Source organism: Reyranella sp. CPCC 100927 (genome assembly GCF_007859315.1).
Lineage (GTDB): Bacteria > Pseudomonadota > Alphaproteobacteria > Reyranellales > Reyranellaceae > Vineibacter.
In genome coordinates this window covers 37,541-53,319 of the sequence record NZ_VOHA01000005.1, presented here as the reverse complement: position 1 = coordinate 53,319, position 15,779 = coordinate 37,541, and the positions used below count along the sequence as shown (strand labels likewise).

Annotated in this window: 16 protein-coding genes; 11 read left to right on the top strand and 5 right to left on the bottom strand. The window is 67.0% G+C overall.

Going from position 1 to position 15,779, the window contains the following annotated elements; translation table 11 throughout:
• Positions 1-243: 243 nt before the first annotated feature.
• From FQU96_RS15650 to metC, 6 genes are all read left to right on the top strand, one after another.
• On the top strand, positions 244-858 hold the full coding sequence (locus FQU96_RS15650; protein WP_146542239.1) for an NUDIX domain-containing protein: 615 nt from the start codon (positions 244-246) through the stop codon (positions 856-858).
• Positions 859-867: 9 nt separating this feature from the next.
• Positions 868-1,776 carry a ribokinase gene (rbsK, locus tag FQU96_RS15645; RefSeq protein WP_146542238.1) on the top strand — a complete coding sequence of 303 codons (909 nt, stop codon included), beginning with the start codon at positions 868-870 and terminating at the stop codon, positions 1,774-1,776.
• A gap of 85 nt (positions 1,777-1,861) precedes the next feature.
• Positions 1,862-2,863, top strand: a complete 1,002-nt coding sequence (locus FQU96_RS15640; protein ID WP_146542237.1) for a cysteine synthase A — start codon at positions 1,862-1,864, stop codon at positions 2,861-2,863.
• Between the two features lie 54 nt (positions 2,864-2,917).
• Complete coding sequence (locus FQU96_RS15635) at positions 2,918-3,622, top strand: alanyl-tRNA editing protein (protein ID WP_218574736.1); 705 nt, start codon at positions 2,918-2,920, stop codon at positions 3,620-3,622.
• Between the two features lie 113 nt (positions 3,623-3,735).
• Positions 3,736-4,593, top strand: coding sequence for a 3-mercaptopyruvate sulfurtransferase (gene sseA, locus FQU96_RS15630; RefSeq protein WP_146542235.1), 858 nt, complete (start codon positions 3,736-3,738; stop codon positions 4,591-4,593).
• Positions 4,594-4,601: 8 nt separating this feature from the next.
• Positions 4,602-5,789, top strand: coding sequence for a cystathionine beta-lyase (gene metC, locus FQU96_RS15625; RefSeq protein WP_146542234.1), 1,188 nt, complete (start codon positions 4,602-4,604; stop codon positions 5,787-5,789).
• A gap of 98 nt (positions 5,790-5,887) precedes the next feature.
• Here metC and FQU96_RS15620 read toward each other — a convergent pair whose 3' ends face one another.
• Both FQU96_RS15620 and FQU96_RS15615 read right to left on the bottom strand, forming a co-directional pair.
• Positions 5,888-6,391 carry a Fur family transcriptional regulator gene (locus FQU96_RS15620; RefSeq protein ID WP_146542233.1) on the bottom strand — a complete coding sequence of 168 codons (504 nt, stop codon included), beginning with the start codon at positions 6,389-6,391 and terminating at the stop codon, positions 5,888-5,890.
• A 20-nt stretch (positions 6,392-6,411) separates the two neighbouring features.
• Positions 6,412-6,747, bottom strand: coding sequence for a hypothetical protein (locus tag FQU96_RS15615; RefSeq protein WP_146542232.1), 336 nt, complete (start codon positions 6,745-6,747; stop codon positions 6,412-6,414).
• Between the two features lie 123 nt (positions 6,748-6,870).
• Between FQU96_RS15615 and hisI the strand changes: the two genes are divergently transcribed.
• The 3 genes from hisI to FQU96_RS15600 are packed head-to-tail and all read left to right on the top strand — an operon-like array spanning position 6,871 to position 8,696.
• Complete coding sequence (gene hisI / locus FQU96_RS15610) at positions 6,871-7,275, top strand: phosphoribosyl-AMP cyclohydrolase (protein ID WP_255468369.1); 405 nt, start codon at positions 6,871-6,873, stop codon at positions 7,273-7,275.
• Positions 7,276-7,312: 37 nt separating this feature from the next.
• On the top strand, positions 7,313-7,864 hold the full coding sequence (locus FQU96_RS15605) for a hypothetical protein (protein WP_146542230.1): 552 nt from the start codon (positions 7,313-7,315) through the stop codon (positions 7,862-7,864).
• A gap of 58 nt (positions 7,865-7,922) precedes the next feature.
• Positions 7,923-8,696, top strand: coding sequence for a VOC family protein (locus FQU96_RS15600; protein ID WP_146542229.1), 774 nt, complete (start codon positions 7,923-7,925; stop codon positions 8,694-8,696).
• 95 nt (positions 8,697-8,791) lie between these two features.
• Here the strand turns inward: FQU96_RS15600 and FQU96_RS15595 are convergent, their stop codons facing one another.
• Positions 8,792-9,427 (bottom strand): phosphohydrolase, encoded by a 636-nt coding sequence (locus tag FQU96_RS15595; protein ID WP_146542228.1) that lies wholly within the window; start codon positions 9,425-9,427, stop codon positions 8,792-8,794.
• Positions 9,427-10,968 carry a M81 family metallopeptidase gene (locus FQU96_RS15590; protein ID WP_146542227.1) on the bottom strand — a complete coding sequence of 514 codons (1,542 nt, stop codon included), beginning with the start codon at positions 10,966-10,968 and terminating at the stop codon, positions 9,427-9,429. Before FQU96_RS15590 ends, FQU96_RS15595 begins: the two co-directional genes overlap by 1 nt.
• Positions 10,969-11,151: 183 nt before the next feature.
• Between FQU96_RS15590 and FQU96_RS15585 the strand changes: the two genes are divergently transcribed.
• A complete protein-coding gene (locus tag FQU96_RS15585) occupies positions 11,152-11,577 on the top strand; it encodes a hypothetical protein (RefSeq protein WP_146542226.1) in 426 nt (141 codons plus the stop codon).
• On the opposite strand, the gene FQU96_RS15580 is transcribed toward FQU96_RS15585, so the two are convergent.
• Entirely contained in the window at positions 11,567-12,100 is a 534-nt protein-coding gene (locus FQU96_RS15580; RefSeq protein WP_146542225.1) for an amino acid synthesis family protein, read from the bottom strand. The genes FQU96_RS15585 and FQU96_RS15580 overlap by 11 nt on opposite strands.
• A gap of 165 nt (positions 12,101-12,265) precedes the next feature.
• Between FQU96_RS15580 and FQU96_RS15575 the strand changes: the two genes are divergently transcribed.
• Positions 12,266-15,778 carry an indolepyruvate ferredoxin oxidoreductase family protein gene (locus tag FQU96_RS15575; RefSeq protein WP_146542224.1) on the top strand — a complete coding sequence of 1,171 codons (3,513 nt, stop codon included), beginning with the start codon at positions 12,266-12,268 and terminating at the stop codon, positions 15,776-15,778.
• The last annotated feature ends 1 nt before the right edge of the window (position 15,779 follow it).

Below are 15,779 nucleotides of genomic sequence, written 5' to 3'. Positions count from 1 at the left end.
GTTATATTTAACATCGATGAATATGGTCATTTGATAGCCGGCGCCTGCGGCAGCCGCCCCGTCAGCGCACAATTCTTTCTCTCTTGCCGATCATTATTCTTTAAGAAAGAATTTTTACGGTGGGTCAGTCTCCCCCGCTCCCCCTCGCCTGTTGACCATCGCACTGGCGACGGATAGCGAAGACGGCGCTTTCGGCCGGAGGCGCTCCGTTCTGTTCTGCCGCCCTCTCGGAGACGTTCGCCCATGACCGATGCCCTGCCGGAAGAGAAGGTGATCTCCCAGACCCACCGCGTTGCCTTCCAGGGATACTTCAGGATCGGTGAGTACCGGTTCCGTCACACGTTGTTCCAGGGCGGCGTCAGCCCGGAAATCAAGCGCGAGGTCTTCGAGCGTGGCCATGCCGCCGCCGTACTGCCCTATGATCCAATGCTAGACCGCGTCGTGCTGATCCGCCAGTTCCGACCGGGGGCCCTGGTGGCCGGCCGCCATGCGTGGCTGTGGGAGGCCGTCGCCGGCGTCATCGAGGACGGCGAGACGCCGGAGGGCCTCGTGCGGCGCGAGGCGCAGGAAGAGGCCGGTTTGCAGTTGCAGGCCGTGATCCCGATCTTCACCTGGCTCAGCAGTCCCGGCGGTTCGTCGGAGACGACGGCGGGCTTCTGTGGCCGCGTCGACTCGCGCGGCGTCGGCGGCGTCCATGGCCTGGTCGACGAAGGCGAGGACATCCTGGTGCGCACGTTCAGTCTCGACGAAGCGCGGGCCCTACTGGACCGCGGCGAGATCGGCAGCGCCACCGGCATCGTCACCCTGCAATGGCTGCTGCTGAACCGCGACGCCGTGCGCGCGGCATGGTCGACCTGAGGCCACGCCATGCCGAAGGTCGTTGTCATCGGCAGTCTCAACATGGACCTGATCGTGCGGGCAGAGCGGCGGCCGGCAACGGGCGAGACGGTGATGGGCAGCGACTTCCACGTCCTGCCCGGGGGCAAGGGCCTCAATCAGGCCGTCGCCGCCGCGCGCCTGGGTGCCGACACGCACATGGTCGGTCGCGTCGGCGATGACGATTTCGGCCGCCGGCTGCGGGCTTTCATTGCGGCCGAGCGCGTCGGGGATGCGCATGTGCACGCGAGTCCCGGCGTGGCGACGGGCGTTGCCGTCATCACCCTGGTGGACGGCGACAACACCATCGTCGTGGCATCCGGCGCCAACATGCTGGTCACATCGGGGGATGTCGATGCCCTGCCCGTGTCGCAGAGCGACATCTGCGTCGGCCAGTTCGAAGTGCCGATGGCAACGACGGAAGCCGCCTTCCGCCGCGCCCGCGCCGCCGGCGCCCGCACCCTCCTTAACGCGGCGCCAGCGCAGGCACTGCCGCCGTCGCTGCTGGAGGTTGTCGATATCCTGATCGTCAACGAGCACGAACTGACGATCCTGTCCGGCGCAACGATCACCGAAGCCAGCACGGATGCCGACATCGCCGATGCCGCCCGCCGCCTGGTCAGCAGCGGGCGCAGTGTCATCGCCACCCTGGGCGCGCGTGGCGCGCTGGCCGTCGACGGTAACGGCGTGCATCTTGTCGCCGGCCATAAGGTCACGGTGGTCGACACCACCGGCGCCGGCGACTGCTTCGTCGGCGCCCTGGCGGCAACCCTGGCGGCCGGCACCGCCCTGCCCGCGGCGCTCGAGCGCGCCACCACGGCAGCGGCGATATCGGTCCAGCGACTGGGTGCGGCGCCCTCGATGCCGACGCTGGCCGAACTGGAGAACAGCCGGTCATGAGGCCATGAGACCTCCACCGTTGCAGGCCATGCCCACGGTCGCCTAGGGTGGGTCCAAATAGGCAGAATGACATGAGGGCAAGGTGATGGACGTCAGGTCGGGATTCCTCGACAGCATCGGCAACACGCCGCTGATCCGGCTCAAGGCGGTCTCCGAGGCCACCGGCTGCGAGATCTACGGCAAGGCCGAATTTCTCAACCCCGGCGGTTCAGTGAAGGACCGCGCGGCGCTGGCCATCGTGCAGGACGCCGAGCGGCGCGGGCTGCTGCGCCCCGGGGGCACGATCGTGGAGGGCACCGCCGGCAACACTGGCATCGGCCTGGCGCTGGTCGGCAACGCCAAGGGCTATCGCACCGTGATCGTGATGCCCGACACGCAGAGCCAGGAAAAGAAGGACATGCTGCGCCTGTGCGGCGCCGACCTGCGGCTGGTGCCGGCGGTGCCGTACAAGGATCCCAACAACTACGTGAAATACTCCGGGCGTCTGGCCGACGAACTGGCCAAGAGCGAGGCCAACGGCGCGATCTGGGCCAACCAGTTCGACAATGTCGCCAACCGTGACGGCCACTACGCGACGACAGGTCCCGAAATCTGGGACCAGACTGACGGCAAGGTCGACGGCTTCACCTGCGCCGTCGGCAGCGGCGGCACGCTGGGCGGCGTGTCGCTGGCGCTGAAGGAGCGCAATCCCAAGATCAAGATTGCGCTCGCTGATCCCATGGGGGCCGCGCTCTACAGCTGGTACACGCGCAAGGAGCTCAAGGCCGAGGGCAATTCGATCACCGAAGGTATCGGTCAGGGCCGGGTGACGGCCAACCTCGAGGGCGTCGACGTCGATCTCGCCTACCAGATCACCGACGAGGAAGCCCTGCCCTACATCTTCGACCTGATCCAGAACGAGGGACTGGTGCTGGGCAGCTCGTCGGCCATCAACATCGCCGGCGCCGTGCGGCTGGCCAAGGAACTGGGGCCGGGCAAGACCATCGTCACCATCCTCGCCGACGGCGGCCAGCGCTATCAGTCGAAGCTGTTCAACCCCGACTTCCTGCGCGAGAAGAATCTGCCCGTGCCGGCATGGATGGCGTAACTCCCTGGGAGCGCGGGCGGGACGCCCGCGCTCCCAGGATAAAACGGAATCATCATGGCTGAAGAACTGTTCCGACAGGACGCATATCTGAAGACGTGTGAGGCGACCGTCGTCGCCGTTGATGACAAGGGCATTCGCCTCGATCGCACGGTGTTCTATCCCACCGGCGGCGGGCAGCCGGGCGATCGCGGTACGCTGACCCTGGCTGACGGCAGAGCGATTGCGATCGCCGACACCGTGAAGGCCGGCGACGACATTGCGCACGTACCGGCCGCGGATGCCGCCGTGCCCGCCGTCGGCGACAAGGTCACGGTCGTCGTCGACTGGGAACGCCGTTATCGCCACATGCGCATGCACACAGCCCTGCACGTGATGTCGGCGGTCATCAAGGGCAACGTCACCGGCGGCCAGGTGAATGCCGACAAGAGCCGGCTCGATTTCAATCTCGGCGACGACGTGCCGACCAAGGAGCATGTGACGGCTGAGGTCAACCGCCTGATCGCGCTCGACCGGCCGGTGACACCGCGCTGGATCACCGACGAGGAGCTGGCGGCGCGACCTGAGCTGGTGAAGACCATGAGCGTGCGTCCGCCCAGCGGCGCCGGTCGCGTACGGTTGCTGGAGATTGACGGCGTCGATCTCCAGGCCTGCGGCGGCACCCATGTCGCGCGCACATCGGAGATCGGCACGGTCGAATGCCTGAAGGTCGAGAACAAGGGCAAGATGAACCGTCGCTTCATCATCGCACTGGCCGAGTGACGCTCCTGTCCATGTCGAACCAACTCTGTCGTCCCGAACATAGCGAGGGATCCAGGCGCCGTTCCCTAGATCTCTCGCTGCGCTCGGAATGACAGCAACCAAGGAAACACACCATGTCCTATGCCCGCCCCGACGCCCTGGTCAGCACCGAATGGCTTGCCGCGCATCTCCATGCGCCTGATGTGCGCGTCGTCGACGGCTCGTTCTATCTGCCGGCGCAGAACCGCGACGCCAAGGCCGAGTATGCGGAACAGCACATTCCCGGCGCGGTGTTCTTCGACATCGACGAGATCGCCGACAGCAACAACCCGCTGCCGCACATGATGCCATCGCCGGAGAAATTCTCCTCGCGCGTCCGCCGGCTGGGCCTGGGTGATGGCGTGCGTATCGTGGTCTATGATGGCAGCCCGATGATGGGCGCCTGCCGCGTGTGGTGGATGTTCCGCGCCTTCGGCCACAAGGACATCGCCGTGCTGGACGGCGGCCTGCCGAAATGGGTGCGCGAAGGCCGGCCGGTGACCGACGACGCCACGGTGCCACGCGAACGGCATTTCACGGCGCGCCTGGACTCGACGCTGATCCGCGACGTCGACCAGGTGAAGCGCCTGCTCGACACCAAGACCGAACATGTCGTCGACGCGCGTGCGACGCCGCGCTTCCGCGGCGAGGCCCCCGAGCCGAGGCCGGGCCTGCGGCTGGGCCACATGCCGGGCGCGCTCAATCTTCCCTATGGCGACCTGGTCGATCCCCAGACCGGCACCATGCTGCCGCAGGACGCCTTGAAGAAGCGCCTGGCCGCCGCCGGGATCGAGCCGACGAAGAAGGTCACGGCCAGCTGCGGCTCGGGCGTCAGCGCCTGCGTGGTGGCGCTGGGCCTTTATCTCACCGGTGCCAAGGAAGCCGCGATCTACGACGGTTCGTGGGCCGAATGGGGCAGCCGCCAGGATACGCCGATCGTCACCGGCGCTTGAGAGCAGCCATGAGCAAGAAGACAAAGTTCACCAAGCCCGACACCATTCTGGCGGTCGCCGGCCGCGATCCGGAAGCCAATTTCGGCATCGTCAATCCACCCGTCTATCACGCGTCCACGATCCTGTTCCCGACCGTGGAGAAGCTGCACAACCGCCAGCCGCTCGATGGCATCGGCTACGGCCGCAACGGCACGCCGACGCAGTTCTCGCTGGAGGAAGCCTTCGCCGAGCTGGAGGGTGCGCATCGCTGCGTGGCCGTGCAGTCCGGTCTCGCCGCCATCACTGGCGCCGTCACCGGCTTCGTGAAGGCCGGCGACCATATGCTGGTGACCGACAACGCCTACGGCCCGACGCGACGCTATGCCAACACCATACTGGCCAAGTTCGGTGTCGAGACGACCTACTTCGATCCCATGGTCGGCGCCGACATTGCGGCACTGATCCGTCCCAACACCAAGGTCGTTTTCGTCGAGGCCCCGGGTTCGCAGACGTTCGAGGTGCAGGACATTCCCGCGATCGCCGACGTCGCCCACAAGGCCGGCGCCACGGTGATCATGGACAACACCTGGGCGACTCCGCTGTTCTTCCGGCCCTTCGACAAGGGCGCCGATGTCGTCGTGCACGCCGGCACCAAGTACGTGGTGGGCCACTCCGATGCGATGCTCGGCCTCATCAACTGCAAGGACCGCGCGATCTTCGAGACGGTCAAGACCACATGCATGGCCTTCGGCTTCCACGCCGCACCGGACGACGTCTATCTCGGGCTGCGCGGCCTGCGTACCATGGGCGTTCGACTGCGCCAGCACCAGAAGAGCGCCCTGGATATCGCCCATTGGCTAAAGACCCGGCCTGAAGTCGACACGGTGCTGCACCCCGCCCTGGCCGACTGCCCGGGCCACGCCGTCTACAAGCGCGATTTCACGGGCTCATCAGGCCTGTTCGCCTTTACCCTGAAGGGCGAGTACACTGACGAGGCCGAGGCCCGCATGCTCGATGGCATGCGCATCTTCGGCATGGGCTACAGCTGGGGCGGCTACGAAAGCCTGATGATCCCCGGCCATCCCGGTGCCTATCGCACCGCCAATCCATGGCCCGAGAAGAAGCGCATCTACCGTCTGCACATCGGCCTGGAGGATGTCGAGGACCTGCGCCAGGACCTCGCCGACGGCCTGGAGCGGCTCAAGGCGAACGCATAGGCATCTGTCATCCCGAGCGTAGCGAGGGATCTTTTAAAAGTGACGCACGGGTGCGTCTGCATCGAAAGATCCCTCGCTGCGCTCGGGATGACAGGAAACTACCCTCTCCCGGCACAGACGGCGCAGATGCCGTTGACCTCCAGGGTCATGTGACGGGTCGAGAAGCCGCGGGCGCCGGCACTGCGCGCGATGGCATCGGCCAGCGATGGATCTTCCAGTTCATCGGCGTTGCCGCAGCGATGGCAGATCAGGAAGAAGCCGCGGTGGCTTTCGCCCGGATGGGCACAGCCGATGAAGGCATTGAGCGATTCGATGCGATGGACCAGGCCGTGCTCGAGCAGGAAATCGAGTGCCCGGTACACCGTGGGCGGTGCCGAGCCCAGGCCCTCGGTGCGCAGCGACTCGAGGATGGCATAGGCGCCCACGGGTTTGTGACTGGCCCACACCAGCTCGAACACCCGGCGGCGCAACTCGGTAAAGCGCGCGCCGCGCTGGCGGCAGACGCCCTCGGCCAGCGCCAGCGCATCCTCGATGCAGTGGGCATGGTCGTGCTGCGAGCCGGGCTGTGGCCGTACCGCTGTGGCCTGGGCATGAGGCGCCATGGGATGCGGGCCGTGTCCGCTCAGCGCGGCGCGTCGACCTTGGCTTCGTCCAGCCGCAGTCGGCAGCCGCAGACCGGGCAGTCGAGGCTTGCGAGCTCGGCGCGCGGCCCGGGTCGGCTGCCTTCGAGCGCTGCCCGAGCATCGGCGACCAGCTTCTCGTGATAGGCAACGGGGCCACAGACCGAATGATACAGCGCCTGCGTCTTCTCGTCGGCTTCGACCAGAGTAATCGCGGCCGCCTTGCGGGCAAACAGGGCCGTGCCGGCCAACGCCAGCAGCGCCCCACCGGCCCAGATCAGCGCCTGGCGGCGCGGCATGTCGGCGGTGGCTGCGATGACCTTGGACGTGCGACGCATGGCTCTTTCCGTTGTCATCAGAACGAAGGGAAATTATACGCCCGGAGAGCGGCCCCCGCCAGCGGGAAGCCGGCCGCCGGGAGTCGCCTCATGTCCGTTGTATCCACACCCGTTGCAGGCAGAGTGTATTCTTCTGCGGCTATCGCCCAGACCGTGGCTGCCGTGGCATTCGATGCCAACGGCCTGGTGGCCTGCATCGCCCAGCAGCATGACAGCGGCGAGATCCTGATGATGGCGTGGATGAATCGCGACGCCGTCGAGGAGACCATGCGTACCGGCCGCGTCTGCTACTGGTCGCGGTCGCGGGGCAAGCTGTGGCGCAAGGGCGAGACGTCGGGCCACGACCAGCGCCTGGTCGAGCTGCGCATCGACTGCGACGGCGACACCCTGCTGGCCCTGGTCGACCAGTCCGGCGTCGCCTGCCATACCGGCCATCACAACTGCTTCTTTCGTGCCGTGCGCGACGAGACGCTGACCGAAATCGCCCCCGTCCTGGTCGACCCGAAGCAGATGTACGGCAACGGATGATGGGCTATGATCCCGTCGATCTCAGTACAGGTTACGAATGAAACAAAACGCCGATCGGCGATGCGTCCCCTTCCGCATTGCCCCAGCAGCGAGCCACGGTGCTCCGCTGCTGATCTCCCGCCGGCTACTGCTGGCGGCCCTGCCCCTGGGCCTCGCGGCATGCGAGGGGGCGCCTGCGTGGCTCGGCGGCAAGCCGCCGCGCGATCGCGTGTCGCCACAGGCGGCACGGCTGGCGCGCTGGGTCAGCACCACCGGTCGCGACACCGTACTCGACCCCCGCGCGCTGCGGGTCATGGGCCTCGACAACGGCCAGCGCGACATTCCGGTGAAGCAGCTTGCCGAGGAAACCGCCAACGGGCGTCACGTGGTGAGCCTCACCAGCCTGCGCGGACGCAACGAGTTCATCTTTCACCGCCGCGAGGGCGACAACCTCTATTTCCACCTGGCCAACGTCAACCTGGTGCGCCAGGGCAGCGCCACCTACCCGCGCCACGGCTCACCGGCACGCATGGCCGACAGCTTTGCCTCGACCGACTATCCGGCGCAGGCCACTTACTGGCTCGAGCAGGCCGAGCGGCGCGCGACCTGACGTCAAAACAGGGTCATAAGGCTGGTATAAGCACACGCCTGTAACAGGAGGACTAACCATGCCCGAAACCAAGGGTCGCTTCGTCTGGTTCGAGCTGATGACGACGGATATGGCGGCAGCCAAGGCGTTCTACGGCACCGTGGTGGGCTGGGGCACGCAGGACGCCTCGATGCCCGACATGGCCTACACGCTGTTCACCGACGGTGCAGCGCAAGTGGCCGGCCTGATGACCTTGCCGGAAGAAGCCTGCAAGGCCGGCGCCCAACCGGCCTGGGTCGGCTATGTCGCGGTCGATGACGTCGATGCCAGCACGGCGCAAGCCCAGCAGTTGGGCGGCACCGTGCACGTGCCACCGACCGACATTCCCAACATCGGCCGTTTTTCGATGATCACCGATCCGCAGCAGGCGGCCGTCAACCTGTTCAAGTCGACGACGCCGCAGCAGGACCAGCCGTCGGCGCGCGGCGTGGCCCGCCGCATCGGCTGGCACGAACTGCTCGCCACCGATGCGCAGAAGGTGTTCGATTTCTACAATGCCATGTTCGGCTGGAAGAAGAGCGACGCGATCGACATGGGGCCGATGGGCACCTACCAGCTGTTCGCTGTCGGCGATGATGTGATCGGCGGCATGTTCAACCGCCCGCCGGTGATGCCGGTGCCGTTCTGGCTCTACTACTTCAACGTCGGTGACATCGACGCGGCCGGCGAGCGCGTGAAGAGCGCCGGCGGCCAGATCCTCAACGGCCCCATGGAAGTGCCCGGCGGCGACTGGATCATCCAGGGCGCCGACCCGCAAGGCGCCATGTTCGCCCTGGTGGGCAAGCGGGGTTAGCATTCCCTGGGACCGCGGGCTTCTGGCCCGCTCATGTACAAGCGAAAGCAAAGCTTTCGCCTGAGATGCGGGCGGGACGCCCGCGGTCCCAGGATCTACCTTGGTTTCAGCCCAACGAGCGCGGCCTGGAAGCGCTCGGCGGCCAAGCGTGCGGGCCATGGTTCCCACGGCTTGCCGCCGTAGCGGCGCACCATCGGATCCGCCGCCGGCGCGCGCGCCGTGATGCCCAGCGCCTGGCGGATCTCCTGCGGCGTCCAGCCAGCGACGTGGCGGGCTTCGGCAGCAGCCGAAGCCTTGTCGGCGTCCTTGATCAGCGTGATCCAGTCAGACGGCAACTGCGCCGGCAGTCCGTAGCGTACGTGCACGGCCATCTGCAGGCGGGTGTCGAGCGCCTTGTAGCCGTCGCCCAGGAATGGCTTCACCGGCGAGATCGGGTCGAACGCCATCAGGCCTTCGGACGCATCGTGCAGCAGCGCCGCCAGCTGTAGACGATCGGCGAGTTCGCTGCGGCTCTTGGCTTTGGCCAGCTCGAGCACCAGGATCGAATGCTGCGCCACCGACATCGGCCACTCCCAGATCGAGTGGCCGCCCCAGCGCGGCGTGCGCGACAGGCCGATGGCAATATCCTCGTCCTCGAAGTCGAGCGCCGACGGGTTGAGCAGGTCGATGCGCCGCCCCGATGCCAGGCGCACCCAGGCACGCGGCGGCGATGACGACGCGATCGAGGGCATCAGGCCCGCACTGGCCCCAGCGGCCGCAGCCGAATGCCCTGGCGCAGGTGCTGGTACGGCAGCTCGACCGGATCCGTGACGTGTGCACCGGGCGACTGCACCACCAGGATAGTCTCGGCGATGGGCTGGAAATCGGCGCGGAAGTGCACTGTCGACTTCAGCGCCAAGATCGGCGTCCTGGTCGGCTCGACGCCGACATGGCGGAACATCTCCTGGTCGGCGGCCTGGATGCGCCGGCTGGCCAGCACGGCCGAGACGCCGCTGGCATCGTCGGTCACCAGCGCCATCGGGCCGATCTGGAACTTGGCACCGCCGTAGAACGGCCCGGTACCGGTGAAGACGCCGGTGCCGACCTTCACCACGCGCCAGTCAGCCTCAACCGGCGTTTCGCCCGCGTAGCCCACGACGGCGCCGATGCCGCGGCGCAGGACGGCGCCCTCGCCCGCCTCGGCCGCGGCGTGTGCCGCCGCCGGGTCGACCATCATGCCGATCACGGCGCCTTTGGCACGGTGCGCCATCAGTGCCCGCAGCAGCCCCACCGTATCGGAGGTGCCGCCGGCGCCGGGATTGTCCTGCACGTCGGCCAGCACGATCGGCTTGCGCGCACCCTGGGCCAGGCGGATCGCTTCGACCGCCGCTTCGTCTGGTGTGTAGAGCTTGCCGGCGAACGCCGCCTCCTGCGCCCGCACCGCCTCGGCCAGGCGATCGGCTGCGGCTTCGGTCGCGGCCTTGTCGTGGCCGTAGACGACCAGCGCCGGACCACACTGCGCGATGTCCGAGGGCGGGAAGCCAGGCGTGTGCGTGACGCTCACGATGCCTTGATTGTGCGAGCCGCCTGGTGCACCCGCTTTACCGGTGCCGCTCTCGATCTCGTCGAGCAGATCGAAGATGCCCTTGGCCGGCTCCAGCAAGGTGCATTGCCAGACCAGCGGGATGAGGAAGTCGAACTGGCGGTACGCCTTGTAGAGCGGCCGGCGGTCCTTCAGCAGACGATCGAGCAGTTCGGCGGCGCGGCTGCCGGTGGCGGCCATGTCGACATGCGGATAAGTGCGATAACCGATCATCGCCGTCGAGTGCTGCACCATCTGCGGCGTCATGTTGGTGTGGTAGTCGAGGCTGGCGACCAGGGGGATGGTATCGCCCGTGACGGCACGCACGCGGCGCATCAGCTCGCCCTCGCCGTCCTCGTAGTGCTCGGCCACCATGGCGCCGTGTACGTCGAGATAGACCGCGTCGAACGGCCCTTGCGCCGTCAGGTCCTCGATCATCCAGCCGGCGATCTTCTCGTAGGCGTCGCGCGTGACGTAGGAACTGGGCGGCGCCGCGCACCAGCACAACGGCACGACCTCATGGCCCAGCGCCGTGAGCGTCTTGATGGCGCCGGCGATCGGGATGTTGAAGCCCTCGACGCCCGCTTTCATCTCAGTGCCACGCAGGAACGGCGGCCAGGCATCAGCCCGCTCGAACTCCTCCCAGGTGGCTTGCTGCGGTGCGAAGGTGTTGGTTTCGTGCTGAAAGCCGCCGACAGCAATACGCGCCATATCACGCTCCGGTTTACATATTTGGTCTTGAGGTACCAGGGATTGGGTTTCGGCGCCACGTGCCGTTACATGGCTTGACGGTGTGATGGTGCGTTCACATCTCTCTGTATGGACGGACGGAATCCGATGCGGCAGTGTTCATCCGTCGTAGGAACGCCTTTGTCCCGATCGAGGGGACCCGTCATGCCACGCGCTACCGCTCTCGCCACCCTTCTCGCTGCGCTCACGCTGGGCGGCTGCGGCCAGTATGCCTGGGAGCGCCCCGACACGACCGAGGCGACGCTGGTCGCGGATCAGAAGGATTGCCGGCAGCAGGCCTACAGCGAGGCCTTCCGGTCGTACGCCTTCTACACCGGCTTTCCCCTGATGGGACCGAGCTACTGGGGCTACCGCAGCTATCCTGACTATTGGTACTGGCGCCAGCGCCTGGAAAGCGAGCGGTTCTTCTACGAGAGCCGGCTCACCAACTTCTGCATGCGCAACAAGGGCTACACCCTGGTGAAGGTCGGTGACGACGTGCAGGCCGTGCCGCCCACCACCGCTCCCGTCGCCCCGGTGGCACCGGCCGCGCCGCCGCCGGTCCTCAACACACCGCCTGTCAGGCGCTAGGCTCGACGCCGATCCGGGCGAACGGTCGCCGCCCCCGCGCCAGCGCGACCGCAATCACGATCTCCCGTGGTCCCGGCGAATCCGGGACCCGCATCTCGATGGCGTCCAGCAGGCTGAAGTCCCATTCGTTGTCGGTGCCGTGCAGCGGCACGTCGAGCGCCGTGCCGGGACCGCCACGCTTGATGCTCGACGGGATGATCGCCTTGCCTTGCCCCAGGAGCGCGCGCAGCGGCTTGCCCAGCCTCGGATGCAGGATGGCGGCACCCAGTTCGACGTCCAGCGCCGCTCCGACGACGGCGCCCTTGCCGTAGGCGGTGAGGCCCGCCGGCGCCTCGTCCAGCGCAGCCAGCGCCTGACGACCCAGCGTGTCCCCCAGCTGCTCACCCAACGCGATGAACGGCCCGAGACCGGTGCCGGCAGACAGGGCCGCGGGCACTGAGATCACCGCCGCCGCCCAGACCTTGACCGACGGTGCGATTTCCTCGCGATGGCTGACGATACGGCCGATGTGCAGCTCGCTCATATGTCACCTCGGCGCGGACGATAGCGGCCCGGAAACATTCCTGCCATGTGAACAGTGGTTTGCATCCCTCTGGGGCCGTGGGATAACGTCGCCCCAAATGGTAGCCGACCGGTGGTCCCTGTGCGGACAGCGACGGAACGCCGGTACCGCTTGGGAGTGAAGCCGATGAATGCCCCCGCGCGAATTGCGGACATTACCCTCGACAACTACACACTGGAAGATCGCTACGTCCGCGAACGCGGGCGGGTGTATCTGACCGGCATCCAGGCGCTGGTGCGCCTGCCGATGATGCAGAAGCAGCGTGACCAGAAGGCAGGTCTCAACACCGGCGGTTTCATCTCCGGCTACCGCGGCTCGCCGCTGGGCATGTACGACAACGCGCTGTGGGGCGCCAAGAAGCACCTGGCCAAGCACAACATCCATTTCCAGCCTGGCCTGAACGAGGATCTTGCCGCCACTGCCGTCTGGGGCACGCAGCAGACCAACCTGTTCTCCACTGCCACCGTCGATGGCGTGTTCGCGATCTGGTACGGCAAGGGCCCTGGTGTCGACCGCTCGATGGATGTGCTGAAGCACGGCAACGCGGCCGGCTCGTCCAAGCATGGCGGCGTGCTGGTCTATGCTGGCGACGACCACGGCTGCCAGTCCTCGACCCTGCCGCACCAGTCCGAGCAGGTGTTCACCGCGGCGATGATGCCGGTGCTGAACCCGGCAACGGTGCAGGAGTACATTGACTTCGGCATCCTCGGTTTTGCGATGTCGCGCTATTCGGGCTGCTGGATCGCCTTCAAGGCGATTTCCGAGACCGTCGAGAGCGGCGCCTCGGTCGACGTCGATCCCGATCGCATCAAGATCGTGATCCCGACGGACTTTGACATGCCCGAGGGCGGGCTGAACATCCGCAACCCCGACCCGCCGCTGGACCAGGAAAAGCGTCTGCACAGCTACAAGCTCGAAGCTGTGAAAGCGTTCGCAAGGGCCAACGGCATCGATCGCGTCGTGCTCGATGCGCCCAAGGCGCGCCTGGGCATCATGACCACGGGCAAGGCCTACCTCGACACGCGCCAGGCGCTGGAGGATCTCGGCATCAACGAGGCCAAGGCGCAGCAGCTCGGCATCCGTCTCTACAAGGTCGGCATGACCTGGCCGTTGGAACCGGCGGGCGCCCGCGCCTTCGCCGAGGGCCTGGAAGAAGTCATCGTCGTCGAGGAGAAGCGTTCCAATATCGAGGACCAGCTGGTCAAGCTGCTCTACAACCTGCCATCCGACCGCCGGCCGCTGGTCATCGGCAAGGAGGACGAGGACGGCCGCCGTATCCAGCCCACCGAGGGCGAGCTGTCCCCTACCGGCGTCGCGCGCGTCATCGCCGACCGCTTGATGAAGCACGGCGGCGACAGCCCGGAGATGCGCCAGCGGCTGGCGCGCATCGAGGCCAAGGAAAAGCTGATGGCCGCACCGCAGTCCAAGACGGTGCGCACGCCCTTCTTCTGCTCCGGCTGCCCGCATAACACCTCGACCCGTGTGCCCGAGGGTAGCCGGGCGCTGGCCGGCATCGGCTGCCACGGCATGGCGGTGTGGATGCCCGACCGCCGCACGGCGCTGATCAGCCACATGGGTGGCGAAGGCGTGACCTGGATCGGCACGGCGCCGTTCACCAGCGAGAAGCACGTCTTCCAGAACCTGGGCGACGGCACCTATCACCACTCCGGCCTGATGGCGATCCGCGCCGCGGCTGCCGCCGGCGTCAACATCACCTACAAGATCCTGTTCAACGACGCCGTGGCCATGACCGGCGGCCAGCCGCACGACGGGCCGCTCACCGTGCCGCAGATCACGCAGCAGGTCGCGGCCGAGGGCGCCAAGCGGGTCGTCGTCGTCACCGACGAGCCCGAAAAGTACCCGATGGGCAGCAATTTCGCGGCCGGCGTCACCATCCGCCACCGTGACGATCTCGATGCCATCCAGCGCGAGCTGCGCGACGTGCCCGGCCTGACGGTGATCGTCTACGACCAGACCTGCGCTGCCGAGAAGCGCCGGCGCCGCAAGCGCGGCACCTTCCCCGATCCGCAGAAGCGCGCCTTCATCAACGATGCGGTGTGCGAGGGCTGCGGTGATTGCTCGGAGAAGTCGAACTGCGTGTCGGTGAAGCCGCTGGAGACCGAACTGGGCCGCAAGCGCCAGATCGACCAGTCCAATTGCAACAAGGACTTTTCCTGCGTCAACGGCTTCTGCCCCAGCTTCGTGGCCATCCACGGCGGCCGGCTGAAGCGCAACCGCAAGGCCGCCGGCGACACCGCCGCCGATCCCTTCGCCGACCTGCCGATGCCGACCCTGCGGCCGCTCAGCGAGCCCTACGGCATCCTGATCACCGGCATCGGCGGCACCGGCGTGATCACGGTGGGCGCGCTGATCGGCATGGCAGCGCACCTCGAAGGCCGCGGCTGCACCGTGCTCGACTTTACCGGCCTGGCGCAAAAGAACGGCGCCGTGATGAGCCACGTGCGACTGGCGCCGACACCGGCCGACCTGCACGCCGTGCGCATCGCCGCCGGCGGCGCCAACCTGGTGCTGGGCTGCGACATGGTGGTGGCGGCCTCGCCCGGCGCGCTGTCGCGCATCGAGCAGGGCGTCACCAAGGCGGTGATCAACGCCTATGTGCAGCCCACCGCCTCGTTCGTGCTCAACAACGACATCGACTTCGAGCAGCAGGTCATGATGCGCTCGATCCGCGAGGCGGCCGGCACACCGGCCACCGAGTTCATCGATGCCACCGGGCTTGCCACAGCGATCCTGGGTGACTCCATTGCCACCAACCTCTTCATGCTGGGCTATGCCTGGCAGAAGGGCCTGCTGCCGCTCAGCCTCGCCGCCATCCAGCGCGCCATCGAGCTGAACGGGGTGTCGGTCGATACCAGCCTGCGCACCTTCAACTGGGGCCGCCTGGCGGCGCACGATCCGGCCGCCGTCGAGGCGGTGGCGCGCCCGCAGATGCGCGAAGAGAAGCTGCCGCAGCCCACGCTCGAAGAGATCGTGCAGCGTCGCGTCGAACTGCTGACGCAGTACCAAAACGCGGCCTATGCCGAGCGCTATCGTGCCGTGGTCGCCAAGGTGACGGCGGCCGAGACGGAAAAGGCCAAGGGCCGCAGCGGGCTCGCCGAAGCCGTGGCGAAGTCGCTCTACAAGCTGATGGCCTACAAGGACGAGTACGAGGTGGCCCGCCTCTACACCGACGGCGCCTTCCTGCAGAAACTGCACCAGCAGTTCGAAGGCGACTTCAAGCTGAAGTTCAACCTGGCGCCGCCGCTGCTGGCCGATCGCGACCCGACCACGGGCCACCTGAAGAAGGGCGAGTACGGTCCCTGGGTGTTCACCGCCTTCAAGCTGCTGGCCAGGCTCAAGGGCCTGCGCGGCACGCGGCTGGACATCTTCGGCTATACCGAGGAACGCAAGACCGAGCGGCGCCTGATCGGCGAGTACATCGACACCATCACCGACGTGATCGGCGCGCTGTCATCGCAGAACCACGCCATGGCCGTGCAGATCGCCGCCCTGCCCGACCAGATCCGCGGCTTCGGCCACGTCAAGGAGAAGAACCTGGCCAAGGTCAAGGAACGCGAGGTCAATCTACTCGCGGCCTTCCGTAAGCCCGCCGCGCCGCCGGCGCTGGCGGCCGAGTAGC